The 12,416-nt window shown below is 73.2% G+C and carries 12 protein-coding genes and 1 pseudogene; 10 read left to right on the forward strand and 3 right to left on the reverse strand.

All coding sequences use genetic code 11. The features are described 5' to 3' along the window. The first annotated feature begins 82 nt into the window (after positions 1-82). Positions 83-1,225, forward strand: a complete 1,143-nt coding sequence (locus WME98_RS16900) for a PEGA domain-containing protein (protein WP_437952195.1) — start codon at positions 83-85, stop codon at positions 1,223-1,225. Between the two features lie 9 nt (positions 1,226-1,234). Further along, a complete protein-coding gene (locus tag WME98_RS16905) occupies positions 1,235-2,854 on the forward strand; it encodes a hypothetical protein (protein ID WP_437952196.1) in 1,620 nt (539 codons plus the stop codon). Between the two features lie 63 nt (positions 2,855-2,917). On the opposite strand, the gene WME98_RS16910 is transcribed toward WME98_RS16905, so the two are convergent. Then, positions 2,918-4,087 carry an RNA polymerase sigma factor gene (locus tag WME98_RS16910; RefSeq protein ID WP_437952198.1) on the reverse strand — a complete coding sequence of 390 codons (1,170 nt, stop codon included), beginning with the start codon at positions 4,085-4,087 and terminating at the stop codon, positions 2,918-2,920. A gap of 355 nt (positions 4,088-4,442) precedes the next feature. Between WME98_RS16910 and WME98_RS16915 the strand changes: the two genes are divergently transcribed. The 8 genes and pseudogenes from WME98_RS16915 (at position 4,443) to WME98_RS16950 (ending at position 9,478) form a co-directional block, all read left to right on the forward strand. After that, complete coding sequence (locus tag WME98_RS16915; RefSeq protein WP_437952199.1) at positions 4,443-4,778, forward strand: nucleotidyltransferase domain-containing protein; 336 nt, start codon at positions 4,443-4,445, stop codon at positions 4,776-4,778. Positions 4,779-4,951: 173 nt separating this feature from the next. Then, on the forward strand, positions 4,952-5,095 hold the full coding sequence (locus WME98_RS16920; RefSeq protein WP_437952200.1) for a hypothetical protein: 144 nt from the start codon (positions 4,952-4,954) through the stop codon (positions 5,093-5,095). Further along, positions 5,037-5,906, forward strand: coding sequence for a hypothetical protein (locus WME98_RS16925; protein ID WP_437952202.1), 870 nt, complete (start codon positions 5,037-5,039; stop codon positions 5,904-5,906). Before WME98_RS16920 ends, WME98_RS16925 begins: the two co-directional genes overlap by 59 nt. A gap of 484 nt (positions 5,907-6,390) precedes the next feature. Continuing rightward, positions 6,391-6,555: pseudogene (locus tag WME98_RS16930) on the forward strand (hypothetical protein); the annotation flags it as partial. Between the two features lie 45 nt (positions 6,556-6,600). After that, on the forward strand, positions 6,601-7,161 hold the full coding sequence (locus WME98_RS16935; protein ID WP_437954179.1) for a hypothetical protein: 561 nt from the start codon (positions 6,601-6,603) through the stop codon (positions 7,159-7,161). Between the two features lie 286 nt (positions 7,162-7,447). Beyond that, positions 7,448-7,708 carry a hypothetical protein gene (locus WME98_RS16940; RefSeq protein WP_437952204.1) on the forward strand — a complete coding sequence of 87 codons (261 nt, stop codon included), beginning with the start codon at positions 7,448-7,450 and terminating at the stop codon, positions 7,706-7,708. Continuing rightward, positions 7,705-8,187: a hypothetical protein gene (locus WME98_RS16945; RefSeq protein WP_437723287.1), complete on the forward strand. Its 483-nt coding sequence runs from the start codon at positions 7,705-7,707 to the stop codon at positions 8,185-8,187. Before WME98_RS16940 ends, WME98_RS16945 begins: the two co-directional genes overlap by 4 nt. A gap of 271 nt (positions 8,188-8,458) precedes the next feature. Beyond that, a complete protein-coding gene (locus tag WME98_RS16950; protein WP_437952205.1) occupies positions 8,459-9,478 on the forward strand; it encodes a ParA family protein in 1,020 nt (339 codons plus the stop codon). A 200-nt stretch (positions 9,479-9,678) separates the two neighbouring features. Here the strand turns inward: WME98_RS16950 and WME98_RS16955 are convergent, their stop codons facing one another. Next, positions 9,679-10,605 carry an NAD(P)-binding domain-containing protein gene (locus WME98_RS16955; RefSeq protein ID WP_437952206.1) on the reverse strand — a complete coding sequence of 309 codons (927 nt, stop codon included), beginning with the start codon at positions 10,603-10,605 and terminating at the stop codon, positions 9,679-9,681. Next, complete coding sequence (locus tag WME98_RS16960; RefSeq protein ID WP_437952207.1) at positions 10,602-12,386, reverse strand: 1-acyl-sn-glycerol-3-phosphate acyltransferase; 1,785 nt, start codon at positions 12,384-12,386, stop codon at positions 10,602-10,604. The genes WME98_RS16955 and WME98_RS16960 overlap by 4 nt, the downstream gene beginning before the upstream one ends. Positions 12,387-12,416 lie beyond the last annotated feature (30 nt).

Genomic DNA, 12,416 nt, shown 5'->3' on the forward strand with positions numbered 1-12,416 from the left:
CAGGGGTCCGAGGCGGGTCCCGGGTGGACTTCGCGCCGAAACAGGGCGCGTCGAGCCGCCTGACTCCCGTTAGGATGCGGCCATGTTCCCCGGCCGCCACGCTGTGTCGCTTGCCCTGAGCGCCGCACTCGCCCTGGGGGTCGTGCCTGCGTCGGCGGAGCCGGACGCCTCCGGGCGATCTCCGGCTTCCGCCGCGCCGACCGCGGAAGCCGCCGCGCGCGACGCCCTCCATCGCGCCGATGAGGCGCGGCGCGCCGGCCGGTTCGCCGACGCCGTCGATGCCTACCGGGCCGCTCTGGAGGACCATCGCGGCCCGATGCTCCCGCTCGCCAAGCGCGCCGAGGTGCTCGGGGAGCTCGGCCTGTGCGAGCTCGCGCTCGGTGCGCACCGGGACGCCGCGGAGCACCTGCACCTGAGCCTCCAGCACCGGAGCCTGCTCTCCGTCGAGCAGCAGAGGCGCTTCGAGGCCGCGCAGAAGCAGGCCGAGCGCGAGGTCGGCACGCTCTTCCTCGCCGTGAGCCCCCGCGATGCCGAGGTGCTCCTCGACGGGAAATCGCTCGGCGCATCGCGCCCGACCCACGTCGTCTTCGTCGAGCCCGGGCCGCACACGATCCGCGCGAGGCTCGCCGGATACGCCGACGCGACGGCGGCGCTCCAGGCCGCGCGCGGCTCCTCGTCGAGCGTGACGCTCACCCTCCCCGCGAGGACGTCATCCCCCGCGCCCTCCCCCGAGGTGAGCGGCGCGCCCGCGCACGCCCCCGTGCCGGCCGAGGCTCCCGGCGCGCCCGCCCACACGCTGCGCCGGATCGCCCTCGGGACCGCCGCGGCGGGCGTCGTCCTCGGCGTCGGCTTCTGGGTCGCCGCCGGCGTGCTCGACGGCGTCGTCGACGAGCGCGCCGCGAGCCTCCGCGCGCGCGGCGGGTCCGGCGCGTGCAACGGCACCGCGTTCCCGACGGAGTGCAAGCACCAGGAGTTCCTCATCGCGCGGCGCGACGGCGTTGGCGCGGCGGCCATCGCGGTCCTCGTCGCGAGCGGCGCGCTCGGGGCGCTCGCCGTGTCGTCGTACTGGTGGGCCCCGGACACCTCGACGCGTCCGGCGATCGGCTTCGGGCCCGTCGACGCGGACGCGCCGGACACCTCGCCGCGCGTGGCGATCGGCCTCGGGCCCGTCGACGCGGACGCGCCGGGGTTGTCTCCCGGCGTAACGTTCCAGGCCGTGTGGTAGCCTGCTCCCGTGACCTGGGGCACACGAGGGTGGCACGCTGCAGTGCGCTGCGCGCTCGGCGCTGCCGCGGGCGCCGCGATCGGGTGCGGCAGCGCGGTCAGCGTCTGCGGGTGCTTTCCCTATGACTGCGCCGAGCACGTCGCGTGCGGCGCTCCCGACGCGCCGGAGACCGAGGTCGAGCCCGACGCGCCTGGCGAGCCGGGCGCGCCTGCAGATCCCGAGGATATCCCCTGCGGCGGCGATCCGAGGGATGGCGCGCCCAAGGACGGCTGCGGTGTGTTCGCGAGCAGCAGCCTGGGCGACGACGCGAACCCGGGCACGCGCGCGCTGCCGGTGCGCACCGTGCGCCGGGCGATCGAGCTCTCGCGCCAGGGCGCGCGGCGCGTCTACGCCTGCGCGGAGATCTTCCCCGAGGCCGTCGAGGTTCCGGCCGGCACCCAGATCTGGGGAGGCCTCGACTGCGCGCACGGCTGGGCGTTCATCGGCGACCGCGCGCAGGCCACGCTCGCGCCCGCGTCGGACCTGATCCCGCTGCGGATCGAGGGAGGCGCCGGCAAGTCGCTCGTCGCGGACGTGCTCGCGCGGTCCGCCGATGCAGCGCAGCCGAGCGGCTCCTCGATCGCGGCGCTGGTCCTGCCCGGCGCGACCGTGACGTTCCTTCGCAGCGCGCTCGTCGCGGGGAACGGCGCCGCGGGCGCGCCGGGCGCGGACGGAGGCGAGGGCGCCGCCGCGCCGGGTACGGACGGCCGCAGCGGAGGCGACGCGTGCTCTGCCGACGTGGTCCCGGGCGCGCCGTTCGTCACGACGGCTTGCGACGATGTCGACTCGATCGGGGGCTCCGGAGGCGACGGCGCCGTCAGCAGCGGCGACGACGGGCGCGACGGGCTGCCGGAGCCGATCTCGAGCTCGATGGAATGGGGGCACGCAGGCCAGGGCCAGACGCTCGGCGCGGATTGCACCGACGGGATGCAGGGCCTCTCGGGGGCCCACGGCGCGCACGGCCGCGGGGCGGTAGGGCGCGGGGGCATGATCACGCGAGCGGGCTGGGAGGGCGTCCACGGCACGGACGGCGCGCGGGGGATCTCCGGCCAGGGCGGCGGCGGCGGCGGCGGGACGCTGGGCGGGGTGATGTACTGCGGCATGTCGACGGCGACGCCGAAGGGCGGGGCCAGCGGCGGCTCGGGCGGGGGCGGCGGCTGCGGGGGCAAGGGGGGACAGGGCGGCGGCTACGGCGGCGCGAGCATCGCGCTGATCAGCCTGAGCGCCGGCGTGACGCTGCACGACACGAAGCTGTCGTCCGCGAACGGTGGCCATGGAGGCAACGGGGGCGCCGGGCAGATCGGCGGCGAGGGTGGCAGCCGCGGCAGCGGCGGCGCGGCGAGGAACGGCTCGCTGCGGGGCTGCGACGGCGGGCGCGGCGGCCAGGGCGGCAACGGAGGTCACGGCGGCGGGGGCCTGGGTGGCGCGTCCATCGGGATCGCCTACCTGCTCGATCCGCCGGAGGTGCTGGGGACGCTGGCGCTGCGCATCGGCGAGCCGGGCAAGGGGGGCGCGGGCGGGCGCCCGGACATGATCGAGCTGGCCGGGCAAGATGGCGCGGTCGCCGAGGTGCTCGGCTTCGTTCAGTAGGCGCCGGCAGCACGAGCCCGCAGCGGACGCCGGCAGCAGAAGCGCGCCGATCCCGGGAAGGCGTCATGGAGTGGAGCTCCCGGCGTCGAGCTCGCGCAGGAGTGCTTCCCGCCGCTCGGCGAGCTTCCCCCGCGGGAACCGCCGCGCGTGGCGCGTGAGCAGCTCGGCGGCCTCGGCGACATGGCCGGCGCGCAGCGCGACCGCGGCCTCCTCGACGAGCCGGTGCTCCTCGGCGAGGCGCGCCCCGCTGTCGCCGGGGCGCTCCCGATCGCGGCGCGCGTCGGCGCTGGCCGTCGCTGCGGCCGGCGGCGCGGTGCTCTCCTCGTTCTCCGCGAGCTCCACGCGGTGCGCGGCGCCGTCGTGCCGGCCTGTCGCCGGCGGCGCGCCGTCGAGAGCGCGCCGGGCGAGCGCCGCGCTCAGGCCAATACCCGCCTGAGCGCGCGTCGGTGCCGGTCCCGCGGACGGCAGCGCGGCGCCGGCCGCCAGCACCGCCCCTGCGGCCGCGGCGGCGCAGACGAGCTTCGCGACGCCGAGCGCGGCAGTGCCCCAGGTGCCTGCGCTGGCGGGCGCGCCGGCGCCCAGGTCCCCGAACCGGCGCAGCAGCCAGCCGCCGACGCGGTCGCGCAGCACGTCGCACAGGAGCGACGCCGGCTGCCCGCCCTCGACGATGGCCGGGAGGACCACCGGCGTTTCGTCCCACCCGCGCCGGCGCCAGCGCGCTCGCCGCCGCGCGTCGGCGGCCTCCAGATCCCGGCGCGCGAGGCGAAGGCGGCTCCACGCGGTGTTGACGGGGATGGCGAGGGCCTGGGCGATCTCGCCCATCTCCATCTCGAGGATGTCGTGTGCGACGAGGACGCAGCGCCGTGCCGGGCGCAGCTCGGCGAGCAGCGCATCGAGCGCCCTGTGCCGGTCCTCGTCGATGGCCCGGGACTCCGAGCTCGGCGATTCCTCCACGAGGGGCTCGAAGCCTTCGGGAGACCAGAGCTCCTCGCGGCGGCGATGGGCCCGGTCGCGGTAGTGCGAGAAGTGGTGCGTGGCGATGCTGATGAGCCAGGTGCGCAGCGTGCCCAGCTCGGGGTTGAACCGGCGCAGCCCGAGGTAGGCGCCCTGGAGCACCTCCTGCATCAGGTCGTCCAGGTCCTGCCGCTCCACGCCGAGGCGCAGCAGGTACGTGGCGAGCATCTCGCGATGCGTCCGCCAGATCGTCTCGAAGAGCGCGTCGTCTGATCCCAAGGCCACCTCACCTCGGCGCGCGCGAGGCCTCCGCAGGTCTTCGCGCCGCCGATCTCGCCATCCTCACTTCAGGAATTGCGGGCAGGCGCCCGGCGTCGTCACGGAATCGACGCCCTCGCCTTCGGCTGCGCCGGCCGCGGCCCGGAAGACCGTGGCGGGACGGGGAGGCGTCCCCGACGGATGGGATGGGCATGGCGCGTCGACTGGCAGCGCACCGAAGGTGAACCGAGCGAGCAACCGCTTACTGTGGCCATGCGGGCGCAAGAGCCGTGCGTGCGCAGAGGCTTCGGCCACGTGGCTGCGCGCTCGACGGCCGGCGCCGGGCACGGCAGGTTACCTTGGACTCTCGCGCTCCATGTCCATGCTGCACCCGCCGGTAACCGAGGAAATTCCCGAGCCGTTGCTCTTCCGGATCGTCGAGAAGATGCGCCCTGTTGAGGTGTGGCTCTTCGGCAGCCGAGCACGGGGAACCGCACGCCCGGGGAGCGACTGGGATCTCCTGGTCGTGCTGCCTGACGACGCGATCGACGACGATCTGGATTTGATGCACGCGTGGCAGATGGTGAGGGATCTACGGATCCCCACGGATGTATACCCGGTCCGCCAGAGCGAGTTCGAGGAGGCGCGCAGTCACGCGGGAACGATGGCACGGACGGTGATGCACGAGGGGAGACGGGTCTATGCCCGGTGATCCCGTAAAATGGGGCTTCGTGCGGCAGCCACGTCGCGACTCCCCGATGAGGCGCCTCGCTGGATACAGTGCTTCTTCCAAAGCGCGTGCCAAGACGCCAAGGCAAGAATCCGTCGCGCGGCACCCGTGCCCGGCGGTTGACGGCTTGAAGGCGGCTCCGGATAGGATGCCCGATGAACAACCTGCCGCAGGGTGGTTTGCTTGGACAACCGATGTCCCTGCTGATCGAACAGCCTTCGCGGCCGCAAGGGAGGAATCGTGGCAACAGCGAGAACGAAGAAGAAGTCAGCGCCGGCCAAGCCGAGCGCGCCCGATGAAGCTGCCGAGGCGTTTGCGCAGATCGAGCCCGAGCTCGATCGCATCGAGAAGGTCGTTCCCATCAACGTCGACATCCCGCGCGCGGTCGCCGTCGCGGTGGGCGCCGTTCCGCACCTCAAGGCGCTGCGGGCGCGCTTCGTGGACGAGCTGCCCAGGTTCCCCATCGAGGCGCTGGACAAGCTGATGAGCTACGCGCTCGGCGCGTGGTACGCGCACCTCCTGGCGCTGCCCGCCGGCCCGGGCCAGGAAGGGCTGAAGCGGCTCCTCGACGAGGCGTCCGCGCTGCGCGCCGACCTGCTCGTGGCAGCCGAGGCGCTCGCGCACAAGGGTTTCGTGGATGCGGGCCGGGTCGCGGAGATCCGGAGCGGCAACGGCCACCTCGACACGGCCAACGATCTGGTCGCGCTGGCCGCGCTCTTCGGGGAGTCGTGGGGCGCCGTGAAGCACAAGACGACGGTGGAGTGGCCGGAGGTCGAGCGCGCGTCGAAGCTCGGTCCGGAGCTGCTCGTGGCCCTCGGCGCGCGCAACCAGCCGGGGGTGCCGGCGCCCAAGGCGGCCGATCCGGCGGAGCGGCGCGCGCGGGCGTTCACGCTGCTCGTGCGGGCGTACGACCAGTGCCGCCGCGGCGTGACGTACCTGCGGTGGGCCGAGGGCGATTACGACGCGATCGCGCCGTCGCTGTTCGCGGGGCGCGGCGGAGCGCGGCGCGCGGGGCCGGTGAAGGAGGAGCCGGCGGACGAGGGGGCGGAGGGAGAGGCCGCGGGCGACGGCGAGTGGGGTGCGGACGGCGGCGGGGCGCCGGAGGAATAACGCGACGGGAGTGGGCCGCGGCGGGGCCGAGGCGAGGGCCGGGCTCGAGGCCGGAGCAACACACGCGGCGGGGGCGGCCTGTGACGAGCGCCCCCCCGCCGCCGGCCTCGCGCCGCGGATCCGTGTGCCGCGCTCGCGGCGTACACGTAGGCCGGTCCGGGCGGTCCGACCGGTCCACTCCCATGGGAAGCACGCTCTTCGAGCGGTCCGACCGCCCTCCCGCTGTCAGGCTCGTCGTCCAGAAGGCGGTCCGACCGCCCCGTCGCTGTCAGGCTCGTCGTCCAGAAGGCGGTCCGACCGCCCCGTCGCTGTCAGGCTCGTCGTCCAGAAGGCGGTCCGACCGCCCCGTCGCTGTCGAGATCGATACCGGAACAACGGTCCGACCGCCCTCCCGCTGTCGAGATGACATTGCAAGGGGCGGTCCGACCGCCCTGTCACTGTCGAGATCGGTTCCGGGGAACGGTTCGACCGGCCCGCGCTCGGGTTGACGAGCCCGTGCGCCCGGCGCTCCACTCGAGACCGGCCTCCGGGGAAAAGGAACTGGGACGAAGCAGATCGCTGCTTACGCCAGAGCCTGAAGCTCAAAGAGAACGCCGGCGATGCAGCGGGCGCGGCAGCGACGTGCAATCAGCTCGGCCTTGTCGCCCGTGGTGCAGGGCGCGCCGAGGAGGCCGAGGATTGGCTCAGGAGAGCGTTGAGGACCTTTCAGGATCTGAAGGATGCGGCACACCAGGCCATCCTACTCAACAACCTTGCGGAGCTCATCCAACATGAAGCGCGCGCCGGCCGCTACCCCGCGTCTCGACTTGCCGAGGCTCGTGCTCTTGCCGAGCAATGCCTGAAGATCATGCGCACCCTGGATGCGTCTTCGGAGCCCTGGAAAACACTCGACATCCTGGCCAGCATCGCCGAGGAGGAAGGCGACGATGATGCAGCCCGCGGCTACCGCCGCGAAGCGCGGGAGACGTTCGCGGCCTTCCCCGGCAGCCGCTACTACATCGACAAGCGCTTTGCCCAGTTCATCCAGGCGCTCGCCGCCGCCGCCGCGCAGGCGGATCTCCGCCCCCAGCTCGAGCCGCTCCTCTCCAAGCTCGAAGCTGCCGGCTGGCACATCATCACCCCCATCCGCCGCCTCTGGGCCGGCGAGCGTGACTGGCACGCCCTCGCCGAGGGCCTCAACCGCGGCGCCGCCCTCCTCGTGCTGCGCGTGCTCGAGACCCTCGCCGGGACCGCGCCGCCGCCCGCGGAGCCCTGACCCGCCCGCCGTACGACCGCATCCCTCTCAGCCCCCGCAGCTCCGGGAGGCTCACCGGCGCCTCGCAGCCCTGCTCACCCGGCGAGCCCGGCACGTCCGCGCTACGGAGATCGATGACCGCCAACCGGCCAATTTGCCGCTCTGCTCTGTCCCCAATACCTAACAGGACTCAAGAACGCCGCGAGCGGCCTTGTGCTCGGCCTGCGCGGCGCCCTTCCCCGTACCTCCTCCACGCGGCGCTGCATCGTCATGGCTCAACCCGGGCCAACCGTGGCATGCTCGGCCCATGGGTGGCGACCAGCACAGACAGGACGGTGGCCAGCAGGCAGCAGCCTCGCCGCCGTCACAGCGTTCCGAGGAGCCGATCGTGGATCCGGTGGACCGGCCTGATCCGATCATCGAGCTCTACAAGAAGCACGTCGACCGCAGCCTGCTCCGGGAAAACCTGAAGCTTACGCCGGAGCAGCGCTTGCTGAAGATGATGGACCTCCAGCGCTTCGCGGCGGAGCTTCAGCGCGCCGGCCGCGCGGCAAGGAAGCGCCCGTGACGGACCTGCGCCGGCTCATCGAGGTGCTCGTCGAGGGCGGCGTCGAGCTCATCCTCATCGGAGGCGCCGCTGCGGTGGCCCACGGGGCGTCACGGCTGACGCAGGACGTCGACGTCGTGTATGCACGGACCGGCGAGAACCTCCGGCGCCTCGTGGCCGCCCTGGCGCCATATCGCCCTTACCCGCGCGGGGCGCCGCCCGGCCTGCCTTTCCTCTGGGATGAGATCTCGTTGCGGAACGGGCTCAACTTCACGCTCACCACAGAGCTCGGCGATGTGGATCTGCTCGGGGAGGTGACCGGCGGCGGCGGCTACCAGGACCTGCTGCCCCATGCGGTGCCGCTCGTGGTCTTCGGCCGCGAAATCCAGTGCGTAGGTCTGCGAAAGCTGATCGCGCTGAAGCGCGCAGCCGGGCGGCCGAAGGACTTCGAGGCCATCGCCGAGTTGGAGCTCCTGCTGGAGGACGAGGCGCAAGGTTGACCGTCGCAGCCGCCAGCGCGAGCTGGACGGAGCTACCGGAAGGCGACACGCCCCGGCCGGATCGCTGCATAGCGCAACAGCGTCCGCCTCGCGCCGCGAACGCCCGCTCGATGACCGCTTCCGGCGCCGAGCTCTCAAGGATCACCTCCCGCGCCTGGGATCCCTTTCTCGAACCCCCTTCCGGCATGCGCCTCGGAAGCCAGGAGCATTGTTCGGACAGACATTCCGGGACACCCTGCACGCGGAGCGATCACTCACGTCGTGGAGGTCCGTGAAGACCATCGCGTTCTTCAACAACAAGGAGGGAGTTGGGAAGACGTCGCTCGTCTACCACCTCGCGTGGATCTACCACGAGCTCCGCAAACGCGTCGTCGCCGTCGACCTCGACCCTCAATCCGACCTGACAACGGAATTCCTGCCCGCCGAGCGGCTCGAGCAGCTCTGGCTGGATCATGACCATCCGCACACGATCCTCGGCGCGATCCGGCCGCTCCTTCACCACCTCGGCGATCTCGCGCCACCCCACGTCGAGGTCGTGGACGATAGCTCGTGGCGCTCTCTCTCGCTCGTCCCTGGCGACCTCGGCCTCGGCCTCTTCGAGGACCGGCTCGCCGAGGCGTGGGACAAGTGCCTGAGCGACAGCCCGGGTGAGGCGGCGGACGCGTTCCGGGTCACGAGCGCCTTCCACCGGATCCTGGAACGCGCGGCGGCGCAGACCGAGGCAGATCTCATCCTCCTCGACCTGGGCTCGAACCTCGGCGCCATCAGCCGCGCTGCCCTCCTCGCCGCGGACTTCATCGTCGTGCCGCTCGGCGCCGATCTCTTCTCCGTCCAGGCGCTGCGCACCCTGGGACCGACGCTCGCAGCCTGGCGGCGCGCCTGGGAAGAGCGCCTCGACAACAAGGCGCGCCCGGAAGAGATCTCCGTTCCCAGGGGCGAGATGCGCCCCCTCGGGTACGTCATCCTGCAGTACGCCGCGCGTGAGGCGTATCCCGCAAGGGCACACCAGCGATGGATCCCCAAGATCCCGAAGGCCTACCGCCAGGTGCTGCTCGGCGAGGACGGGGACGCGCCCAGCCCGGATCCGCACCACCTCGCGACCCTGCGGTACTACCGCGGCCTCATGCCCATGGCGCAGGAGGCACGGAAGCCGATGTTCCTGCTCACGCCCGCCGACGGCGCCATCGGCAGCAACGCCGCCGCCGTGCAGGACTGCCGGCGCGACCTCGAGGCGCTCGCGCGCCGCATCGCCGCCGCCGCCGGCAGTCCGCTGGCCCCGCGTCCGACCTGAGCGCTCCTTGCCCGGAGCGGCTCAGCCCGGCGGCCGCTCCAGAGCGGTTCCGATCCATCTCTGGTACGAGCGTCGCAGAGCGGCGGTCACCCGCACAGGAGACGGGTCCAGATCGGCGTTTTCGGCGCGCAAGCGCACTCCTGTGCGCTGAGCACCGAAAACGTCGAGATGGGCCCGTATCCGAAGCGGGTGACCGCCGCTCACGCCGCGAACATCCGGTCGAGGACCGCCCTCGGCTCGCCGCCTTGCAGGATCGCCTCCAGCGCCTCGAACACCCCGCCGTCCACCCTCCGCGCCTTCGCGAACGCCACGATGCGCGGGATCAGCGGGATCGCCTCCACGCGCAGCCGGGCCTCCGCGACCGCCTCGTCGAGCGTCCGCCCGCGCGCGAGCGCCTTGCCGAGGATCACCTCGGGGCGGCCCGCGAGCCGGATCGACGCGAGCAGATCGCCATAACCGCCGAGCCCCAGCATCGTCCGCTCCTCCGCGCCCGCCGCGGCGGCGATGCGCGCCGCGCTGTCGACCGCCCTCGAGATGAGCGCGGCGAGCAGCCCCGGCCCGGCCCCCGCCTGCTCGGCGAAGCCGACGCCGACCGCCAGGCACCCCACCAGCGCCGACGCCCACTCCAGGCCCTGGAGATCCGGCGTCGTGTAGACGTGGAGCGCGGGCGACTGGAACGCCGCGGTCACCGCCGCGTGCACCTCGGGGAACCGCGAGCCGCACACCATCGCCGAGGGGCGGCCCTCCCGCAGCTCGTCCTCCTGCACCGGGCCGCCCAGCGCGCCCACCCGGCGCGCCGGGGTCTCCTCGCGCACGAGATCCGAGACGGTCTTCAGCGCCTCGCCCTCGAGGCCGCGCACGCCGTGGATCACGAGGTGCGCGCCGTCCATGTGATCGCCGAGCGCGCGCAGCGCCGTCCGGGCCGCGTTCGACGGCACCGCGATCACGAGCAGCCGCGCCCGCGCGACCTCCGCGTGGTCCCGCACGATCCGCGGGCCGTCGTTGATCTGCGGGTGCTGGCGGCGCGAGTACAGGAGCACCTCGGCCCCGGTGCGGCTCGCCGCCAGCGCGAGCGCCACGCCCCAGAAGCCGCCGCCGATGACCCCGACCGCCGGACGCGCGCTCACCGGCCACCTCCGGCGCCGTTCATCGAGCCCGCCGAGCCCGCGCGCGCCGCCGCGGCGCCGCCACGCGCCGAGGACGCGCCCCGCGGCTGCTGCTGCTGCTCGTCGAACGACGGCGGCGGCGTGGACGGCGCGAGCGGCGGGAGCGGCGGCTGGACCTGCAGGCCGGAAGGGACGCCGGGCGGCGCGATCACGTCCCACGCGACGCCGTGCGCGGCGAGGCGGTTCTGGTAGTAAAAGAGCAGGTTGGTGTCGCAGATGGCGATGCCGTCCGGCCGCGAGTCGAGCACCGGCGTCGCGTGGTACCCGGCGAAGGCGCGCAGCGCGCGCTCGACGATGTCCCCGCCCGAGCCGAGCCGGACGTCCTCGCCCAGCACGACGCACCCCTGCTGCTCGAGCGCGCGCAGCCGGTCGCACAGCGCCATGACGTCGGCCGCGAGGTCGTCGCGCGGCACCGTGAGCACGTCGCGCTGGCGGAGCACCGTGAAGAGGTCCGCCGCCGGCGCGTGGGCGCGGAGCCGGGCGAAGCTCGCCGCCGCGACGACGTGCGTCGCCATCACGACCGTGTCGCGCGCGTACGCCCGGCAGATCTCCTCGCCGAGCTCACGGGCGTACTGGGCGTCGCGCGCCGCGTCGATGTTCGGGACGCCGTCCTGGTCCTTCACGTAGCTCGCCGGGTCGACCTCGCGCCCGCGCGCGTCGAACGAGCGCCCGAGCTCGTCGACCCGGTTGCCGAACGGATCGAGCGGCTCCGAGAAGCGGATGACCACCGCGGCGTTCATCGCGAGGAGCTTGCGGAGGAACGAGGCGATGCGGCCGATCCGGCTCGACTCGTCGTCCTCGATGATGAAGCGGCCCTTGCCGGCCTCGGAGAGGAAATCGGCGATCAGCGTCTCGGCCTCGAGCGTGATGAGGTAGTTGATCGTGGCCGGGACGAAGAAGATGCGGCGCTCGCGGCCGCTCAGCAGCGTCCGCGTGTAGGCCTCGAAGGCGCTGCCGACGAGGCCGAGCTTGAGCCTCCGCTCGATGCCGCCCGAGCGCGACCGCGTGCCCCCGGGGAAGAACAGCGAGTGGTAGCCGCGCTCGAGGAGCACGCTCGAGTACGTCTTCAGCACGTCCTTGTAGAGGTTGTGCCGGATGCGCCGGTCCACCCGGTAGGCGCCGAGGTTGTGCATGAAGAACGAGAGGACCGGGTTCGTGAACAGGTTCTTGCCGGCGCCGTAGGTGGCGGGCGGCAGGCCGGCGCGCTCGAGGGCGTAGCCGAACACGATCGAGTCCATGTTCGAGAGGTGCGTCGGAACGTAGACCGCGGTGCCGCGCTGCACCAGCGACCGGAGCTTCGCGAGCGGGCCCTGCACGAGCACCCGGTCGGCGAGCAGCTCGAGGCTGACGAGCTTGCGCGGGTCGCGGACCACGGTCACGAGCTTGCGCGGCGCGAGCAGGGCGCTCACGACCGGCGGCAAGAGCCGCGACGACAGCTGGTAGACGCGCCGGTCGAAGTTCCCCGCGATGTCCCAGGCGTACTCCTCGGCGAGCTCGCGGAGGCGGCGGCGGCGCTCCGCGTCGTGCATGCGGCCGAGCGAGCGGGCGAGCCGCTGCCACTCGCCGAGCTCGCGGACGTCCTGCGGCTTCCGGGACCCCTCGAGGCGCTTCGCCTCCTGGTACGCCGCCTCGTTCATGGCGAGCAGCGGATCCCTCGTGGCGCCGATGACCCGGTCGACCACGGTGCGCACGATCTCGTCGCGCGCGTCGTTGAACCCGAAGATGGGAGCGCGGGAGTCCATGGCCTAGTCGTATAGAAAACAGGCGACGGG

Source organism: Sorangium sp. So ce296, assembly GCF_051529605.1.
GTDB lineage: Bacteria > Myxococcota_A > Polyangia > Polyangiales > Polyangiaceae > Sorangium > Sorangium cellulosum_D.

Bases quoted from the DNA above. Each gene is read 5' to 3' on its own strand.
- WME98_RS16900 (WP_437952195.1), top strand. From the start codon at position 83: ATGTTCCCCGGCCGCCACGCTGTGTCGCTTGCCCTGAGCGCCGCACTC.
- WME98_RS16915 (WP_437952199.1), top strand. From the start codon at position 4,443: ATGTCCATGCTGCACCCGCCGGTAACCGAGGAAATTCCCGAGCCGTTG.
- WME98_RS16920 (WP_437952200.1), top strand. From the start codon at position 4,952: ATGAACAACCTGCCGCAGGGTGGTTTGCTTGGACAACCGATGTCCCTG.
- WME98_RS16940 (WP_437952204.1), top strand. From the start codon at position 7,448: ATGGGTGGCGACCAGCACAGACAGGACGGTGGCCAGCAGGCAGCAGCC.
- WME98_RS16960 (WP_437952207.1), bottom strand. From the start codon at position 12,386: ATGGACTCCCGCGCTCCCATCTTCGGGTTCAACGACGCGCGCGACGAG.